Genomic DNA, 17,322 nt, shown 5'->3' on the forward strand with positions numbered 1-17,322 from the left:
CCATCTCCGGCGCGGCCAGGCGTGCCGAAGCGGTCTTGTCCCAGTCGTGGTGGATCGTCACAATGCCTGCCCTGCAAACAATTCGTTCTTGCTGCGCGGTAGCATATCGGCGGAACCATGGGAACCTGCGGCGCGCCGATCCGCCGAATGACTTGCGCCACCATGGCAAAGCGGCCACTGTCTGCCCGGGAAAAGGCAATGCAAAGGCGGGCGATGCGAAAGTTTCTTGTGATGCTGGACGACAGCCGGGAATGCCTGAACGCGATGCGCTTCGCCGCCATGCGGGCGTCGAACTCCGGCGGGGCGGTGACGGTGCTGGCGGTCATTCCCCCCAACGAGATCCAGCACGGCTTCGGCGTGGCCGAGGTGATGCGCGCCGAGGCCTATGAACGGATCGAGGCCCATTTCGAGGTTTTCGCCAAATGGATGCGGATGCGTCCGAAGGTCGAGCCGGAACTGATCGTGCGCGAGGGCGATCCGGCCGAACAGCTGCTGGCCTATCTGAACGAAGACCCCGAGGTCGGCATTGTCGCCATCGGCCTCAATCCCGACAAGTCGGCGCAGAACCCGCTGCTGGCGCGTCTTCTGCGCGAGGCCGCGACCCTGCCCTGCCCGATCACCATCGTGCCCGCCGACATTTCGAAGGAACGGCTGGAAGCCATCACCTGACGCCCCGCGCCGCTTGACCCGAGGGCCTGCCGTCGCCATATCCCGTCCAAAGGAGCCCGGCCAAAATGTTCATCCAGACCGAAACCACACCGAACCCCGCGACGTTGAAGTTCCTTCCCGGCGAGATCGTGCTGGAAAACGGCACCGCCGACTTCCCCGCCGCCGAGACCGCAGCCAAGTCGCCCCTGGCGCGCCGCATCTTCGCCGTGGGCGGCGTGACCGGCGTCTTTCTGGGCCGCGACTTCGTGACCGTCACAAAAGCGGAAGACCAGCCCTGGGACCACCTCAAGCCGTCGATCCTGGGCGCCATCATGGAGCATTTCCAGTCGGGCGCGCCCTCGGTCGAGGGCGAGGCCGAGAACGCGGGCCATGCCAGCCATGACGGCCCCGATTCGGACATCGTGGTCCAGATCAAGGAGTTGCTGGACACCCGCGTCCGTCCGGCGGTGGCGCAGGACGGCGGCGACATTACCTTCCACGGCTTCGACCGGGGCGTCGTGTATCTGCACATGCAAGGGGCCTGCGCGGGCTGCCCGTCGTCCACCCTGACGCTGAAGATGGGCATCGAGAACCTGCTGCGCCATTACATCCCCGAGGTGGTCGAGGTTCGCCCGGTTGCCTGATCCCGTTGTTCTGGGCTTCGACACGTCGGCCGCGCATTGCGCGGCCGCTTTGCTGCGCGGGGGCGCGGTTCTGGCGCATCGCCACGAGGACATGGGCAAGGGCCAGGCCGAGCGGCTGTTTCCTTTGTTCGGGGATCTGCTGGCCGAAGCGGACCTGACCTGGGGCGATCTGGACGTGATCGGCGTCGGGGTCGGACCGGGCAACTTCACCGGCATCCGCATCGCGGTGGCCGCCGCGCGCGGGCTGGCGCTGTCCCTGGGCATCCCCGCCGTCGGCGTGACCGCGCCCGAGGCCGCGGCGCTTGATCTGCCCCGGCCCTGCCGCGTGGTGCTGCCCTTGCGCGCCGGCCAGGTCGTCTGGCAGGATTTCGGGACCGGCGCGGGGGACCGTCCGCAGCAGGCTGCGGCCGGTTCGCTGCCGCCCGGCCCCGCGCCGGCTGCGCCGGCGGTTCCGCCCGCCATCGCCATCGCCCGCATCGCCCTGGCGCGCCGCGCCGCGCCCGGGCCGCGCCCCGCGCCGCTTTACCTGCGCCCCGCCGATGCGGCCCCCGCGCGCGACGCCGCGCCGCTGATCCTGCCGTGACGCCCGGCCTTCTGGCCGCGCTGCACGGGCGTTGCTTCACCCTTCCCCGCCCCTGGAGCGCCGCCGAGTTCGCCGCCCTGCTGGACAGCCCGCATGTGTTCCTTTTGGCCCGCCCCCACGGCTTCGTGCTGGGCCGCGCTGCCGCGGACGAGGCCGAGTTGCTGACCCTTGCCGTATCCCCGGACGCCCGCCGCCGGGGCATCGCCCGCGGTCTGGTCGCGGAATTTGCCGCCACGTCACAGGCGCGCGGCGCGACCCGCGCCTTTCTGGAGGTCGCGGCGGACAACGGCCCCGCGCGCGCCCTTTATGCCGCCGCGGGCTGGCGGCAGGCGGGCCTCAGGCGGCGCTATTACGGGCCGGATCTGGACGCCATCGTTATGGAACTGCCGCTGGACGGCCGCCAAGAAGGCGGTTGACCGCCTGCGGCCGATGCGCCCTAATCGCCCCATCGCGCGGGCGGCTTGAATCGCCCGGCACAACAGGATGAGGTTTCCGTATGTCCCTGACGAAAACGCTTCTGGCGGGGGTGGCACTGACGGCCCTGACGGGCGCTGCCGCCCTGGCGGAACCGGCGCTGATCTTCGATCTTGGCGGCAAGTTCGACAAGTCCTTCAACGAGGCCGCCTTTATGGGCGCGCAACGCTGGGTCGAGGAAACCGGGGGCACCTACAAGGAACTGGAAATGCAGTCCGAGGCGCAGCGCGAACAGGCGCTCCGCCGCCTGGCCGAGACCGGCGCCAACCCCATCGTGATGACCGGCTTCGCCTTTGGCGACGTGCTGAACCAGGTGGCGCCCGATTACCCGGACACCCAGTTCGCCATCATCGACATGGTGGTGGAACAGCCCAACGTCCAGTCCGTCGTGTTCACCGAGGAACAGGGCAGCTATCTGGCCGGGATCATGGCAGCCATGGCATCCCAATCCGGCACGGTGGGCTTCATCGGCGGCATGGACATCCCGCTGATCCACAAGTTCGAATGCGGCTTTGCCCAAGGCTTCAAGGCGGCGAAACCCGACGGCACCCTTCTGATCAACTATACCGGCACCACCCCCGCCGCCTGGAACGACCCTGTAAAGGGGGGCGAGCTGGCCAAGGCCCAGATCAGCCAGGGCGCCGACGTGATCTATGCCGCGGCGGGCGGCACCGGCATCGGCGTGCTGCAAGCGGCGGCGGACGGCGGCATCCTGTCGATCGGCGTGGACAGCAACCAGAACCATCTCCATCCCGGCAAGGTGCTGACCTCGATGGTCAAGCGCGTGGACAACGCGGTTTACGACGCCTTCACGAACGGCGTGGAACCCGGCGTCAAGGTCATGGACCTGAAGGCCGGGGGCGTGGACGTGGCCATCGACGACAACAACAAGCCGCTGGTCACGCCCGAGATGCAGGCCGCCGTCGATGACGCCAAGGCCAAGATCGCCAGCGGAGAGATCGCGGTCCACGACTACATGACCGACAACGCCTGCCCGGTCCGGTAAATGGCGGCGATGACGCAAAGCGGGGGGCGGCCGGAGACGGCCGCCCCTGCGGCCATCGAGCTGCGGGGCATTTCCAAGGCCTTCGGTTCCGTGCAGGCCAACCGCGACATCGACCTGCGGGTCGAACGCGGCACGATCCACGGCATCATCGGAGAGAACGGCGCGGGCAAATCGACGCTGATGTCGATCCTCTACGGCTTCTACAAGCCCGACGCGGGCGAGATCCTGGTGGGCGGGCGCCCGCTGACCATCACCGACAGCCAGACCGCGATCCGCGCGGGCATCGGCATGGTGTTCCAGCATTTCAAGCTGGTGCAGAACTTCACCGTTCTGGAAAACATCGTCCTTGGGGCCGAGGACGGACGCCTGCTGCGGCCCTCGCTGTCCAAGGCGCGCGGCGTGCTGCGGCGGCTGGCACAGGACTATGAACTCAACGTCGATCCCGACGAGGTGGTCGAGAACCTGTCGGTCGGCCACCAGCAGCGGGTCGAGATCCTCAAGGCCCTTTATCGCCAGGCCGACATCCTGATCCTGGACGAACCGACCGGCGTGCTGACCCCGGCCGAGGCCGACCACCTGTTCCGCATCCTGGAAGGCCTGCGGGCCGAGGGCAAGACGATCATCCTGATCACCCACAAGCTGCGCGAGATCATGGAGATCACCGACACGGTGTCGGTGATGCGCCGGGGCGAGATGGTGGCGTCCGTCAGGACGGCCGACACCAGCCCCGAGCAACTGGCCGAGCTGATGGTTGGCCGCAAGGTGCTGCTGAACGTGCAAAAGGCGCCCGCCACGCCTGGCAAGCCGGTGCTTGAAATCCGCAACCTGCGCATGGTCGATGCCGCGGGCGTCGAACGGCTGCGCGGCATCGACCTGGACATCCGCGCGGGCGAGATCCTCGGGATCGCGGGGGTCAGCGGCAACGGCCAGACCCAACTTCTGGAAATCCTGGGCGGCTATCCTGAAAAGGGCAGCACCCTTTCCGGCGAGGTCCGCATGAACGGCGTGCCCCTGCCGCTGGCGGGCGCCGGCTGCAACGCCGCCGAACGGCGCCGCGAGGGCATCGGCCATATCCCCGAGGACCGGCAGGCCGAAGGCCTGATCATGGACTTCTCGGCCTGGGAAAACGTCGCCTTCGGCTATCACGACCGGCCGGAATACGGACGCGGCCCGCTGCTGGACCAGGCCGCGATCCGCGCCGACGCGGAAGGCAAGATCCGGCGCTTCGACGTGCGCCCGCCGAACCCCGGCCTTGCCGCGCGCAACTTTTCCGGCGGCAACCAGCAGAAGATCGTCGTCGCCCGCGAGATCGAGCGCAACCCCGACCTGCTGCTGATCGGCCAGCCCACGCGCGGGGTGGACATCGGCGCCATCGAGTTCATCCACAAGCGCATCGTGGAACTGCGCGACGCGGGCAAGGCGATCCTGCTGGTGTCCGTTGAACTTGATGAGATAATGTCGCTGGCCGACCGCATCGCCGTGATGTTCGACGGCCGCATCATGGGCGAACGCCTGCCCGGCGACACCACCACCGGCGAGCTGGGCCTGCTGATGGCGGGCGTGGACGCCAATGCCGCCCTTCAGACCCAAGACCTTCCCCGAGTATCCTGAATGACGCCTGCCCGCATTGCCTGCCTCGTTTCCCTTGTCCTCGCCGCCGGGTGCAGCACCGGCGCCATGCCCCGGATGCCCAAGATGGACATCTGGCCCGACGGAGAGGCCCCCGACCGCCTGGTCATGGCCGCCGAGGCCCGCGCCCAGACCCGCGCCCGCAACCCCGACGGCAGCTGGGCCGTGGCCGATCCGGTCCGGGACTCGGACTTCAAGAACGACTTCCCCGCGAACTGCGTGACCGACGCGCGCGGCACTGCCTGCGCCGACCATGCCCCGGTGGAAATGCCCGCCGGGGCCGCGGCCGCCCCCCAGGTCGCGGGCCGCGTCGCCATCGCCTTCGCGACCCTGTCCGACGGCAGCCGCTGCACGGGCGAGGCGCGCCAGGGCCAGACCCGGGCCGAGGAAAACCTGCTGGCCGTGCGCGGCTATCCCGGCGCGAACGGCGCGGTTCCCCGCGCCCGCAACCTGGCCCGCATGGCGGGCAACGGCGACGCGATCACCTGGAACGGGATCGCCGATGCGCGAAGCTTCCTGGCGCTGTGTCACGGCATGAAAGGCTGACGCATGAACAAGATGCCGAAATGGGCCGATGTGATCCTGACGCCGCTCATATCGCTGGTGCTGGCGATGGCGATTTCGGCGCTTGTGATCCTGGCCATCGGCGAAAGCCCGGTCGAGGCGCTGACCACGATGATCGACGGGGCGCTTGGCTCCAGCTATGGCTGGGGATTCACGCTTTACTATGCCACGAACTTCATCTTCACCGGGCTTGCGGTAATGGTCGCCTATCACGCCAGCCTGTTCAACATCGGCGGCGAGGGCCAGGCGGCCATGGGCGGCCTGGGCGTGGCCCTGGTGCTGCTCAGCCTGCCCTTGCCCCATTGGGCGCTGGCCTTGCCCGCCGCCATGATCGGCGCGGCGCTGTTCGGCGCGGCCTGGGCGCTGATCCCCGCGCTGCTTCAGGCGAAACGCGGCAGCCACATCGTGATCACCACGATCATGTTCAACTTCATCGCCGCCGCCGCCCTGAACTACATCCTGGTGAACCTGATGCGCCCGGTGGGCAGCATGGACCCGGCATCCGCCCGTTTCCCCAACGAGACCCACCTGCCCAAGCTGTCGGACATGGCGCTGTCGCTGGGCTTCGAATGGGGCAAGAACACGCCCGTCAACATCAGCTTCTTTGTGGCGGTTCTGGCCTGCGCGCTGGTTTGGCTGCTGATCTGGCGCGGCCGCCTGGGGTTCGAGATCCGCGCCTTCGGCAAGTCCGAACCCGCCGCGCTTTACGCGGGGATAAACCCGGTCCGCATCACCGTGACCGCCATGCTGATCTCGGGCGGGCTGGCCGGGCTGATGGCCATCAACAACGTGATGGGAGAGGCCGAGCGCCTGGTTCTGAACGCGGTCGAGGGCGCGGGCTTTATCGGCATTGCGGTGGCCCTGATGGGCCGCAACCATCCGCTGGGCGTGTTCCTGGCCGCCCTGCTGTTCGGCTTCCTGTATCAGGGGGGCGGTGAACTGGCGCTATGGACCTCGATCCCGCGAGAGCTGATCATCGTGATCCAGGCGCTTGTGATCCTGTTCACGGGGGCGCTGGACAACATGGTGCGGATGCCGCTGGAGCGGATGTTCCTGGCGATGCGGAAAAGGGGCGCGTGATGGATCTGAACACCGTCCTGCAAATTCTCGACAGCGCGGTGCGACTGATGACGCCTCTGCTGCTGGCCTGCCTGGCCGGGCTTTATTCCGAACGCGCGGGCGTCTTCGACATCGGGCTGGAAGGCAAGATGCTGATGGCGGCCTTCAGCGCCGCCACCGTCGCCGCGCTGACCGGCAACGTCTGGCTGGGCGCGGCGGCGGGCCTGCTGGGGGCGCTGATGCTTTCGGCGGTCCACGGCATCGCCTCGATCACCTTTCGGGGCAACCAGCTGATCTCGGGCGTGGCGATCAACTTCCTGGCCTCGGGGCTGACGGTGCTGCTGGGGCAGAAGATCTTCGGCCTGGGCGGGCGCACCCCCAGCCTGACCCCGGGGGCCGAGCTCGAAACGCAGCTCGCGCCCTTCCGCGCCTGGTTGACGGGCATCACCGGCCCGGACGGCGCGGCCGCCCTGACGGCCACTCCGCGCTTTGGCGAAATCACCCTGCCCTTGGCGGAAGCCGCGCGGGGGGTTCCGGTGATCGGTTCCCTTTATGCCGAGGTCGTGTCGGGCCATTCGATCCTGGTCTATGTGGCTTTCGCCATGGTGCCGCTGACCTGGTGGGTGCTGTATCGCACGCGCTTCGGACTGCGGCTGCGGGCGGTGGGCGAAAACCCGGCCTCGGTCGATACGGCGGGCGTGTCGGTCACGCGGCTGCGCTTTGCCGCCGTGGCGATCGCCGGGCTGCTTTGCGGGCTGGCGGGGGCTTATCTGGCGACCGGCCTGTCGGCGGGCTTTGTCAAGGAAATGACCGCCGGGCGCGGCTTCATCGCCCTGGCCGCGCTGATCTTCGCCAAGTGGCGGCCCTGGGGGGCGCTTGGCGCGACCTTTCTGTTCGGGCTGCTGGAAGCCGTCGCCAACCGCTATCCGAACCTGGATCTGGGCATCGTCACCGTGCCCTCGATGTTCATGAACGCCCTGCCCTATATCCTGACCGTGATCATTCTGGCGGGCTTCGTGGGCCGCGCCATTCCCCCCCGCGCCGGAGGAGAGCCCTATGTCAAGGAACGCTGAGCTCGCCCGCCTGATCCGCGCCCGCGCGGGCGCGGCGGCCCCCGAATACGGCCTGATCCTGGGATCCGGCCTCGGCCACCTGTCGGGCGCCGTGGACGGCGTGGCGATCCCCTATGACGATCTGCCGGGCTTTCCCCATGCGGGCGTGTCGGGCCATGTCCCGCAACTGGTGATCGGAAACCTGGAGGGCCGCCGCGTCGCGGTTTTCGGGGGCCGGTCGCATTACTACGAATCGGGCCGCGCCGACGCGATGCGGCTGCCCCTGGAAACGCTGGCGGCGCTTGGCTGCGGCCGGCTGATCCTGACCAATGCCGCCGGATCGCTGCGCCCCGACATCCCGCCCGGCGATCTGATGCTGCTGAACGACCACATCGCCTTTGCCGGCACCAACCCCCTGATCGGCGAGCGGACCGACGCCCGCTTCGTTCCCATGACCGACGCCCACGATGCGGACATGCGCGCGGCCCTTGCCGCCGCCGCCCAAGCGGAAGGCATCGACCTGCCCCAGGGCGTCTATTGCTGGTTTTCCGGCCCCAGTTTCGAAACCCCCGCCGAAATCCGCGCGGCCCGGATCCTCGGCGCCGATGCCGTCGGCATGTCCACCGTGCCCGAGATCATCCTGGCCCGCTTCCTGGGGCTGCGCTGCGCCGCCATATCGGTCGTCACCAACATGGGCGCGGGGCTGTCAGACGAATCCATCAGCCATGAACATACCAAGGCCATGGCCCCGCTGGGCGCCGCCAAGCTCGAACGCATCCTGCGCCGATTCCTGCGCCACGCCTGAGCTTCTTCTTTGCCCGAAAAACCCCCGCCGGAGGCACCTGCCCTCGCGGCCCGCGCCGGGGCTTCAGGTCAGGCGCGCCATGGCCGTCTCGACCCGGTCCGCCGCCGCGTCCAGGTTGCGCAGCTCGTCCAGGGCAATCACCGCCTTTTCGCGCCCGGCATAGCGCAGCCGGTGCTTCAGATAGCGCGGGTCGTAATGGTCGCGCAGCAACCCCTCGGCAAGGCCGCGCCAGTCGCCCGCCGCGACGGCCGCGCGCCAGGCGTCGATCCGCGCGGCGGGATGCAGCGGCGACAGCGCCGCCACGATCGCCTCGACCCGCGCCGGATCCGCCACCATGTCGTCATAGGTCGCGGCGGTATAGGCAGCGCGCTCGGCGACCGGCGCCTCCAGCCGCAGCCGGGGGGCGGCGCAGATCGCCCGCCACATCGCCTTCGGCACCGTCACCGCGCCGATGCGGCTGCTCTCGGCCTCGACCAGCACGGGACGCCCGGGATCAAGCGCCTCCAGCGCAAGCGCCAGACGCCCCTCGAACAGCTTCTGGCCGGGCTGGCCCTCGGGGCGCCCCCCGAACAGGCTGCCGCGGTGGTTGGCAAGCCCTTCCAGGTCGATGACCTGCCAGCCGCGCGCTGCCAGACGCCCCAGGATGGCCGTCTTGGCGCTGCCGGTGTTGCCGTCCAGCACGATCACGGGCGCGGACACGGGCCGGTTCTGCACCCGGTCCACGACAAGCGCGCGCCAGGCCTTGTAGCCGCCGCTGATGCGGTCCACCCGCCAGCCGATCTGCGACAGGATCGTGGCAAAGCTGCCCGACCGCTGCCCGCCGCGCCAGCAGTAAACCAGCCCGCGCCAGCTTCCATCGCGATCCGCCAGCGGCCCGGCGACATGGCGCGCGGCATTGGCGGCCACCAGGGCGCCGCCGATCCTGCGGGCGTCGAACGGGGACACCTGCTTGTAGATGGTGCCGACCCGCGCCCGTTCGGCATCGTCCAGCACGGGCAGGTTGATCGCGCCGGGCAGATGATCCTCGGCGTATTCGGACGGGGATCGCACGTCGATGATGTCGTCGAACCCCGCCAGCGCGGGATCCGACACGCGCGTCAGCGTCAGGGACACATCAGTAGACGTAGACAGGCGCGCCGATCGGCACCTGATCGTACAGCGCCATCACCGCCTCGTTGCGCATCCGCAGGCAGCCGTTCGACACGGCGCGCCCGATCGAGTTCGGTTCGGTGGTGCCATGGATGCGGATCGCGGTGTCCTGGCCCTTGTCGTTGTAAAGATACAGCGCCCGCGCCCCGAGGGGGTTCTGCGGGCCGCCGGGCATCCCGTTGGCCCATTTGGCGTATTGTTCGGGCTTGCGCTTGATCATGTCCTGGGTGGGCGTCCAGGACGGCCATTCGACCTTGCGGCCCACGGTCGCGCGGCCCTTCCAGACCAGTTCGGCGGTGCCCACCGCCACCCCGTAACGGACCGCCCGGCCCGGCGCGATCACGTGATACAGAAAGAAGTCCTTGCTGACCACGACGATGCTGCCGACCTCGAAATCCTCGCGGATCGCGACCTCGGTGGGCGCATAAGGGTCGCGCGCCGCGGTTTGCGCGGCTTCCTGCGAGAAGGCCAGCGAGGGGGCGAAATAGGCGGCGGCCATCAGCGGCACGGCCAGCGACATCAGCTCACGGCGGTTCATGGGTGATCCTGTCAATCTCGTGTTCTTCTGCTCTGACCCTGCCCATAACAAGGGACGGACCCTTCTTGCAACTCACGACGGCGTTTCGCGTTCGATTTGCCCTGACCTGGGGCGGTCCGACGCACATCTGCCGTTATAACCGTTCGATCCGCTGACCTGCCCGTCCCGGGCGATTCCCAGGATCTGATCGCCACACGCCTGTCCATCGAAGGGATGAGCTGCGCCGCCTGCTCGGGCCGCGTGACCCCGACCCTGTCCTCGCGCCTCGGGGTGACGGACGCGCAGGTGAACCTGCTGGCCGGATCGGCCAGCATCCGGCACCATCGGGCCTGTCCCCGCCGACCTGGCCGAGGCCGTGACAAGGCTGGGCTATCCCGCCACCCTCCAGCAGGACGCCGCGCGTCCACCCAAGGACAACGAGGCCGCCGCCCTCAAGCGCGCCTTTCTGACGGCCCTCGCCCTGACCCTGCCGGTCCTCGCGGTGGAAATGGGCGGCCACCTGGTTCCGGCCTTTCACCACTGGCTGCCCGGCCTGGTCGGCACGGGGCCGCTGAACTGAATGCAGATGATCCTGACCGCCGCCGTTCTGGCCAGGCCAGGGCGGCGCTTCTTCGCGGCCGGCATCCCGGCCCTGCTGCGCGGCGGTCCCGAGATGAACAGCCTCGTGGCCCTGGGTTCGGTTCGGGGGCGGCGTTCCTGTTTTCGGCGGTTGTGGTGCTGCTGCCCGGCAAGCCCGCGCCCGTTCCCATGGCCGACCTGCATCCGGGCGACTTGGTGCTGCCGGCGCCGGCCAAGCGGGAAGCCGCTGACGGCACCGTCACCAAGGGCCGGGGCCATGCCAACGAATCCATGCTGACGGGTGAGCCGGTTCCCGCCCCAAAGGAACCCGGCATCAACGACGCCCCGGCGCTGGCCGCTGCGGAAACCGGCATCGCCATCGGCACCGGCACCAGCATCGCCGTCGAATCGGCGGATCTGGTGCTGCTGTCGGGCGATCTGGGGCGTGGCGCGCGCCATTCGCCTGTCGCGCGCGGCGATGCGCAATATCCGGCAGAACCAGTTCTGGGTCTTCACCTACAACTCCGCGCTGAGCCCGGTCGCCATGGGCGTGCTGGTGCCCCCTGGCGGGCCGCAGTTGTCGCCCATGCTGGGGGGGCAATGGCGCTGTCCTCGGTCTGCGTGGTGGGCAACGCGTTGCAGCTGCGGGCGGTGCGATGATCGGGCGGCGCGGCCTTCCGGCAGGGACGATGGCGTCGGCCGGAGCCTCGCCGGACCGGCCCGGGTGCCGGCTTGCGCGCCCGGCCCGAAGCTTACGGCAGATGCCGGGCTAGTGACCCTGGTGGCCGCCGGACCCCGCCTGGGCGCCATGCGTTTCCTCGGTCCGGCCGTTGTCCAGCGCGGCCTCGACCTGGCGGGTGCCGCAATCACCGAAATCCAGCGTCAGGGCGACGGCATCGCCATCGGCCAGCGGCCTGGTCAGCCCCATCAGCATCACATGATCGCCGCCCCGTGCCAGGACATGTTCGCCGCCTGCGGGAATGGCGATGCCGCCCTCGATCTTCTGCATCTTCATCACGCCGTCCTGTTCGGCGTTGGTGTGCAGCTCGACCATTGCGGCGGCATCCGAGGACACGCCGGTCAGGCGGCATTCGCCCGTGCCGCGATTCTCGACCACCATGAAGGCCGCCGCCGACTTGGGATTGGCGCTGCGGACATAGGCGTCGCGGATCGCCAGCCCGTCCTGCGCCAGGGCCGTGGCGGGCGTCACGACCGCCATCGCGGCCAAGGTCATGCGGATCATCGTTCTTGTCCTCTTGATGCGGAAGCCGTCGCGTCGTGGCGCGACCATCACCGAAGGACGCGCGGAAGGCAACGGACATGCAAAAGCCCCGCCGCTTGAAGGACGGGGCATATTGCCGCAGTCACGGGCCGGATCAGGCCTGAGGGGCGTCGGCCTTGGCGATCTCGCGCTTGATCTTCAGCGCGCGGTCCGACAGCTCGCTGTCCTTGGCCTTCGCCAGAAAGGCGTCCAGGCCGCCGCGGTGATCGACCGAACGCAGCGCCGCGGCCGAGATGCGCAGCGAATAGCCGCGGTTCAGTTTTTCCGACAGCAGCGTGACCTCGTTCAGGTTCGGCAGGAACCGGCGGCGGGTCTTGTTGTTGGCATGGCTGACATTGTTACCGGTCATCGGGCCTTTGCCGGTCAGTTCGCAGACGCGCGACATGGTAGTGATCCTTCGTCTTTGCTATGCGGGCGGTCCCGGCAGAGGGTTCCGTCCCAAAGTGAAAAGGCGCCGCGAGGCAGCGCCCGGAATTCCGTTTGCGCGTCCCTAATGGAAGCTGGCCCTCCCGTCAAGCCGAGTCGGAGACAATCCGATCCGGCGAAGAACAGAATCTCATCCTGGCACAAACTCCTCCGGGGGGTTGGGGGGAGGGGGGCGAAGCGCCCCGGCTGCCGCGGGACGCGATCAGGCGTAACGCCGCTCGATTGCGATCAGCTTTTCCTTGCGCCACAGTCCGCCCGCATAGCCGGTCAAGGTGCCATCCGCGCCGATCACCCGGTGGCAGGGCACCACCAGGGCGATGCGGTTGGTGGCGTTGGCGCGGGCCACGGCGCGCGTGGCCGTGGGACGGCCGACGGCGGCGGCAAGCTGGACATAGCTGCGCGTCTGCCCTGCCGGAATCTCCTGCAAGGCGCGCCAGACCTGCTGCTGGAAAGGCGTGCCGTGCAGGACCACGGGAACATCCAGACGCGGCGCCCGGCCCGCGAAATAGGCGGCAAGCCGCGCCTCGGCCAGATCGTGGACGGGCGTGCGGCCCAGGCCGACGCGGCCCCCCACATGGGCGGACAGGCGGCGCAGCCCTTCGGGCAGGGCCTTGCGGTCGATGAATTCCAGCAGGTGCAGCGCCCGGTCGTCGGCGATGGCGATCATGCCCCCCAACGGCGTGTCGATCCAGTCGGCCAGCAGGTCCGACCCCTGCCGCATGCGATGCGGCGGATGCCCGAACAGCCGGGCAAAGGCCGCCCGGAAGCCCGAGGCCGAATCGAACCCGGCCTCCAGTTGCGCGTCGATCATCGGCGATCCTTTCGTCAGGCTGGCCATGCCGCCCCGCAGGCGGGCGGCGCGGGCCATCTCGAGGAAACTTTGCCCGAAATGGCGCTTGAAGGCGCGGCGCACGGTCGAGGGGTCGTGCCCGAGCGCCAGCAGATCCGCCTCGGACCAGCGGTGATCGGGGCGTTCCTCCAGCCGGGCCATCAGGCCGCGCACCACCGGATCGCCATCCGCCGTGGCGCCCAGCGGGTGGCAGCGGCGGCAAGGGCGAAAGCCCGCGGCCCGGGCGGCGCCGGCCGAGGCGAACCAGCGGCAGTTCCGCGCCAGGGGCTTGCGCGCCGGGCAGGTCAGGCGGCAGAAGATGCCGGTGGTCGTGACTCCCACCAGCGCGCGGCCTTCCCAGGCCGGGTCGCGCGCCAGCAGCGCGGCATAAAGCGTATCGGCGTCGGGCAGGTCCAGCATGTCGTTCACCATCTCCATGCCCCGACACTAACCGATTCGCGCAGGCTGCGGGCCGCGAAAACGGGCGTTTATTTCTGCCGCGCCAGCCAGTCGAGCATGTCGCGCGCGGCCTCGGCCGGGGCGGCTTCGCCGCGGGCCACCGCATCGCCCAGATGCGCCAGCCGGTCTCGCGCGGCGGGCGTGTCGAGCCGCGCCAGCAGGCCCGCGCGCACGTCGGCCAGGAACCAATGGCGCGCCTGTTCCGCCCGGTTGGCCGCGAAATGCCCGTGTTCCCGGCGCCAGGCGGTCAGCGCCTGCATTTCCTCCCACGCCTTTGCCAGACCCTCTCCGGTCGCGGCGGATACCGGCAGCGCCTTGGGAAAGCCCTGGGGATCCTGCGGTCGCTTTCTCAGCAGGCGCAGCGCGCCCGCGTAATCGGCCACCGTGCGGCGCGCCGGGCCCAGCAGCTCGCCATCGGCCTTGTTGACCAGGATCAGGTCGGCCATCTCCATGATGCCGCGCTTGACGCCCTGCAACTCGTCGCCGCCCGCCGGGGCCAGCAGCAGAACGAACAGGTCGCACATCTCGGCCACAAGGGTTTCGGACTGGCCCACGCCCACGGTCTCGATCAGCACCACGTCAAAGCCCGCGGCCTCGCACAGCCGGATCGCCTCGCGCGTGCGGCGCGCCACGCCGCCCAGTTGCGCGTTGGACGGCGTGGGACGGATAAAGGCCATGGGATTGCGCGACAGCGTTTCCATCCGTGTCTTGTCGCCCAGGATCGACCCGCCCGACCGCGCCGAGGAAGGATCGACAGCCAGCACCGCCACGCGCAGGCCCTGCCCGGTCAGCATGGTTCCGAAGGCCTCGATGAAGGTGGACTTGCCCACCCCCGGCGTGCCCGACAGCCCGATGCGCAGGGCCTGCCGGTCGGGCAGATCCGCCAACAGCGCGACGGCCCGGGCACGGTGGTCGGGACGCGTGGATTCGATCAGCGTGATCGCCCGCGACAAGGCGCGGCGGTTCTTGGCGATCAGGGGTTTCAGAAGCTCGTCCATGGGCAAAGGGATAGGGGCGCGCGCAACGATTGCCAAGCCGTCGCCTTGGGCCGATAAGGGGGCATGATCCGCATCCTTGCCGTTCTTGCCGTTCTTGCCCTGACCGCCCTGCCCGCCGCAGCCGATCCCTTGCGGCTGCTGATGGTGGAAAAGGAGGGCTGCGTTTATTGCGCCGCCTGGGATCGCAACATCGGGCCGGGCTATGCGGCCTCCGATGCGGGCCGCGCCGCGCCCTTGATGCGCGTGGACATTTACGGCCCCTACCCGGACGGCCTGGCGCTGGCGCGACGGCCCTTCGTCACGCCGACCTTTATCCTGCTGGACGGCGGGTCCGAGGTGGGGCGGCTGGAAGGCCACATGACGGCCCAGCAGTTCTATCCCGCGCTGTCCGCGCTGCTGGAGGGCGCGCGTTAAGCGGGCTTTCGCAGGCGCGCCGCATCGGCTAGTCACCGGCCAGAAAACCAAGCGACGGTGACGACCATGCATGACATCCGTGCCATCCGGGACAACCCCGCAGGCTTTGACGCGGCCCTGGCCCGCCGCGGACTTCAGCCGATGTCCGACCGCATCCTGTCGCTGGACGCCGACCGCCGCGCCCGGATCGCCGCGGCCGAGACCGCCCAGGCCGACCAGAACCGCGCCAGCAAGGAGGTCGGCGCCGCCAAGGCGCGCGGTGACGAGGCCGAGTTCGACCGCCTGCGCACGCTTGTGGCCGAAAAGAAGGCCGACGTGACCCGGATGCAGGCCGAGGCCTCGCTGCTGGACGGCCGGTTGCGCGACCTGCTGATGGAGATCCCGAACCTGCCCCTGGACAGCGTTCCCGAGGGCAAGGACGAAAACGACAACGTGGAACTGCGCCGCTGGGGCAACCCGCGCAATTTCGATTTCGATCCCGTCGAGCATTTCGACATTCCCGCCGTCAGGCCCGGCATGGATTTCGAGACCGCCGCAAAGCTTTCGGGCAGCCGCTTCGTGGTGCTGAAGGGCGGCGTGGCGCGCATCCATCGCGCGCTGGCGCAGTTCATGCTGGACCTCCATGTCGCCAGGCACGACCTGCAGGAAACCTGGACCCCGGTCCTGGTGCTGGAAAGCATGATGGTCGGCACCGGACAATTGCCGAAATTCGGCGAGGACAGCTATCTGACGCGCGAAGGCTATTGGCTGATCCCGACCTCGGAAGTGACGCTGACCAACACCGTCCACGGCGATCTGGTCGATCACGCCACCCTGCCCCGCCGCATGGTCGCCCATTCCCAGTGCTTCCGCTCGGAAGCCGGCAGCGCAGGCCGCGACACCACCGGAATGCTGCGCCAGCACCAGTTCGAGAAGGTCGAGATGGTCTCGATCACCGACGCCGACAGCGGCCTTGCCGAGCACGACCGCATGACCCGCTGCGCCGAGGCCGTGCTGGAGGCGCTGGACCTGCCCTATCGCACGATCGTTCTTTGCACCGGCGACATGGGTTTCGGCGCCCGCATCACCCATGACCTCGAAGTGTGGCTGCCCGGCCAGGACAAGTACCGCGAGATCAGCAGCGTCAGCTATTGCGGCGACTTCCAGGCGCGGCGGATGAACGCGCGCTATCGGTCCGACAGGACCGGCAAGCCGGAATTCGTGCATACGCTGAACGGATCGGGTCTGGCCGTGGGCCGCACGCTGATCGCGGTGCTGGAAAACGGCCAGCAGGCGGACGGATCGGTGCTGCTGCCCGCCGCCCTGCATCCCTATCTAGGCGGGGCGACCCGGCTGGGCGCGGACGGCAGGCTGGCCTGACCACAAGCGCGTGAAGCCGCGATTGCGGCAGGGCGGGCCGAAACTGGGCGCGCGATCCGGGCGTTTGCCCGCATGGCGCGCGCGGCAGAGATCCTTTATCTGGCTTCGGTGACGATCTTCGTCGCCAGCAGCGCCGTGCTGGCGACGCTGGGGCGTCCCGCGGTCCAGATCGCGGCGCCGATCCTGCCCCTGGCCCATTCCCATGACCCGCTGGAGCTTGCCGCGGTTCTGCCCGTGGCGACCCTGCCGCAGCTCTACCTCCAGCCGCAGAACCCGCTGATGTGGGCGCTGCTGATCGTGTTGTGGCTGACGCTGCTGGCGGACGGGATCGGGCAATATCTGGACCCGTCGGACCACGGCCCCCATCCGGCCTGGCTGCCGCTGAGCTTTGCCCTGGCCGTGGGGGCGCTGTGGCCATGGCTGGTGGGCCTTCACAAGCCGCTCGCCACGCTCGGGGCGTTGCTGATGCTGACCGCCACCCTATCGGGCGCCATGCGCGCCCGCGGCCAGCGGCGTCCCGCGCCCGGCTTCCTGGCGGGGTGGAGCCTGGCGCTTGGCACCGCGACGCTGGCGAGCCTGATCGGCGCGCCGCTGGATCTGACCACGCCGCAAACGGCGATCGTGGCGATCCTGCCGGGCGCGGTGATCGGGATGGCCGCGCAGGAACGGCTGGACGGAAGCCTGGGCTTTTCGGTGGCGATGATCTGGGCCTTCTGCGCGGTGGCCGTGACGACCATGGCCAGCAGCCCCGGCGTGGCCCTTGCCGCGATCATCGGCATCTCGGGCATGGGCGTCGTGTTCGTGCGCGCGGCGACCTGACGGCGGTTCGGGCAAACAACGACACGC

20 protein-coding genes and 2 pseudogenes are annotated in these 17,322 nt (G+C 69.2%); 16 read left to right on the forward strand and 6 right to left on the reverse strand.

Going from position 1 to position 17,322, the window contains the following annotated elements; all coding sequences use genetic code 11:
* Positions 1-213 precede the first annotated feature (213 nt).
* The 10 genes from ACFOM8_RS02985 (at position 214) to ACFOM8_RS03030 (ending at position 8,464) form a co-directional block, all read left to right on the forward strand.
* Positions 214-669 (forward strand): universal stress protein, encoded by a 456-nt coding sequence (locus tag ACFOM8_RS02985; protein WP_377759191.1) that lies wholly within the window; start codon positions 214-216, stop codon positions 667-669.
* 65 nt (positions 670-734) lie between these two features.
* Entirely contained in the window at positions 735-1,292 is a 558-nt protein-coding gene (locus ACFOM8_RS02990) for a NifU family protein (RefSeq protein ID WP_377759193.1), read from the forward strand.
* A complete protein-coding gene (gene tsaB / locus ACFOM8_RS02995; RefSeq protein WP_377759195.1) occupies positions 1,285-1,875 on the forward strand; it encodes a tRNA (adenosine(37)-N6)-threonylcarbamoyltransferase complex dimerization subunit type 1 TsaB in 591 nt (196 codons plus the stop codon). Before ACFOM8_RS02990 ends, tsaB begins: the two co-directional genes overlap by 8 nt.
* The gene (locus ACFOM8_RS03000; RefSeq protein ID WP_377759197.1) at positions 1,872-2,291 is read left to right on the forward strand and encodes a GNAT family N-acetyltransferase; all 420 of its coding nucleotides are present in this window, start codon (positions 1,872-1,874) and stop codon (positions 2,289-2,291) included. The genes tsaB and ACFOM8_RS03000 overlap by 4 nt, the downstream gene beginning before the upstream one ends.
* Positions 2,292-2,371: 80 nt before the next feature.
* On the forward strand, positions 2,372-3,355 hold the full coding sequence (locus tag ACFOM8_RS03005) for a BMP family lipoprotein (RefSeq protein WP_377759199.1): 984 nt from the start codon (positions 2,372-2,374) through the stop codon (positions 3,353-3,355).
* Positions 3,356-4,966 carry an ABC transporter ATP-binding protein gene (locus ACFOM8_RS03010; protein WP_377759201.1) on the forward strand — a complete coding sequence of 537 codons (1,611 nt, stop codon included), beginning with the start codon at positions 3,356-3,358 and terminating at the stop codon, positions 4,964-4,966.
* Complete coding sequence (locus ACFOM8_RS03015; RefSeq protein WP_377759203.1) at positions 4,967-5,530, forward strand: hypothetical protein; 564 nt, start codon at positions 4,967-4,969, stop codon at positions 5,528-5,530.
* A gap of 3 nt (positions 5,531-5,533) precedes the next feature.
* Complete coding sequence (locus tag ACFOM8_RS03020; RefSeq protein WP_377759205.1) at positions 5,534-6,628, forward strand: ABC transporter permease; 1,095 nt, start codon at positions 5,534-5,536, stop codon at positions 6,626-6,628.
* On the forward strand, positions 6,628-7,680 hold the full coding sequence (locus tag ACFOM8_RS03025; RefSeq protein WP_377759207.1) for an ABC transporter permease: 1,053 nt from the start codon (positions 6,628-6,630) through the stop codon (positions 7,678-7,680). Before ACFOM8_RS03020 ends, ACFOM8_RS03025 begins: the two co-directional genes overlap by 1 nt.
* Positions 7,664-8,464: a purine-nucleoside phosphorylase gene (locus tag ACFOM8_RS03030; RefSeq protein ID WP_377759208.1), complete on the forward strand. Its 801-nt coding sequence runs from the start codon at positions 7,664-7,666 to the stop codon at positions 8,462-8,464. Before ACFOM8_RS03025 ends, ACFOM8_RS03030 begins: the two co-directional genes overlap by 17 nt.
* 63 nt (positions 8,465-8,527) lie before the next feature.
* Here the strand turns inward: ACFOM8_RS03030 and mnmH are convergent, their stop codons facing one another.
* Both mnmH and ACFOM8_RS03040 read right to left on the reverse strand, forming a co-directional pair.
* Positions 8,528-9,577 (reverse strand): tRNA 2-selenouridine(34) synthase MnmH, encoded by a 1,050-nt coding sequence (mnmH, locus tag ACFOM8_RS03035; protein WP_377759210.1) that lies wholly within the window; start codon positions 9,575-9,577, stop codon positions 8,528-8,530.
* A gap of 1 nt (position 9,578) precedes the next feature.
* Entirely contained in the window at positions 9,579-10,151 is a 573-nt protein-coding gene (locus ACFOM8_RS03040) for a L,D-transpeptidase (protein WP_377759212.1), read from the reverse strand.
* Positions 10,152-10,355: 204 nt separating this feature from the next.
* On the opposite strand from ACFOM8_RS03040, the pseudogene ACFOM8_RS03045 reads away from it, so the two are divergent.
* The 3 genes and pseudogenes from ACFOM8_RS03045 to ACFOM8_RS03055 form a co-directional block, all read left to right on the forward strand.
* Positions 10,356-10,457, forward strand: a pseudogene (locus tag ACFOM8_RS03045) (heavy-metal-associated domain-containing protein); the annotation flags it as partial.
* A gap of 49 nt (positions 10,458-10,506) precedes the next feature.
* Positions 10,507-10,710, forward strand: coding sequence for a hypothetical protein (locus ACFOM8_RS03050; protein WP_377759213.1), 204 nt, complete (start codon positions 10,507-10,509; stop codon positions 10,708-10,710).
* 155 nt (positions 10,711-10,865) lie between these two features.
* Positions 10,866-11,369: pseudogene (locus tag ACFOM8_RS03055) on the forward strand (P-type ATPase).
* Between the two features lie 109 nt (positions 11,370-11,478).
* On the opposite strand, the gene ACFOM8_RS03060 reads toward ACFOM8_RS03055, so the two are convergent.
* From ACFOM8_RS03060 to meaB, 4 genes are all read right to left on the reverse strand, one after another.
* The gene (locus ACFOM8_RS03060) at positions 11,479-11,952 is read right to left on the reverse strand and encodes a copper chaperone PCu(A)C (protein ID WP_377759215.1); all 474 of its coding nucleotides are present in this window, start codon (positions 11,950-11,952) and stop codon (positions 11,479-11,481) included.
* A 133-nt stretch (positions 11,953-12,085) separates the two neighbouring features.
* Positions 12,086-12,376 (reverse strand): 50S ribosomal protein L28, encoded by a 291-nt coding sequence (rpmB, locus tag ACFOM8_RS03065; protein ID WP_377759217.1) that lies wholly within the window; start codon positions 12,374-12,376, stop codon positions 12,086-12,088.
* A gap of 243 nt (positions 12,377-12,619) precedes the next feature.
* Entirely contained in the window at positions 12,620-13,684 is a 1,065-nt protein-coding gene (locus ACFOM8_RS03070; protein WP_377759218.1) for a bifunctional transcriptional activator/DNA repair enzyme AdaA, read from the reverse strand.
* A gap of 50 nt (positions 13,685-13,734) precedes the next feature.
* Positions 13,735-14,703, reverse strand: a complete 969-nt coding sequence (meaB, locus tag ACFOM8_RS03075) for a methylmalonyl Co-A mutase-associated GTPase MeaB (protein WP_377759220.1) — start codon at positions 14,701-14,703, stop codon at positions 13,735-13,737.
* Positions 14,704-14,766: 63 nt separating this feature from the next.
* Here meaB and ACFOM8_RS03080 point away from each other — a divergent pair, with 63 nt between their 5' ends.
* From ACFOM8_RS03080 to ACFOM8_RS03090, 3 genes are all read left to right on the forward strand, one after another.
* The gene (locus ACFOM8_RS03080; protein ID WP_377759222.1) at positions 14,767-15,117 is read left to right on the forward strand and encodes a SoxS protein; all 351 of its coding nucleotides are present in this window, start codon (positions 14,767-14,769) and stop codon (positions 15,115-15,117) included.
* A gap of 66 nt (positions 15,118-15,183) precedes the next feature.
* Positions 15,184-16,476 carry a serine--tRNA ligase gene (gene serS / locus ACFOM8_RS03085; RefSeq protein WP_377759224.1) on the forward strand — a complete coding sequence of 431 codons (1,293 nt, stop codon included), beginning with the start codon at positions 15,184-15,186 and terminating at the stop codon, positions 16,474-16,476.
* Between the two features lie 72 nt (positions 16,477-16,548).
* On the forward strand, positions 16,549-17,295 hold the full coding sequence (locus ACFOM8_RS03090) for a hypothetical protein (protein ID WP_377759226.1): 747 nt from the start codon (positions 16,549-16,551) through the stop codon (positions 17,293-17,295).
* Positions 17,296-17,322: the final 27 nt, after the last annotated feature.

Origin of the sequence: Paracoccus angustae (assembly GCF_042648745.1) — a bacterium.
Taxonomy (GTDB): domain Bacteria; phylum Pseudomonadota; class Alphaproteobacteria; order Rhodobacterales; family Rhodobacteraceae; genus Paracoccus; species Paracoccus angustae.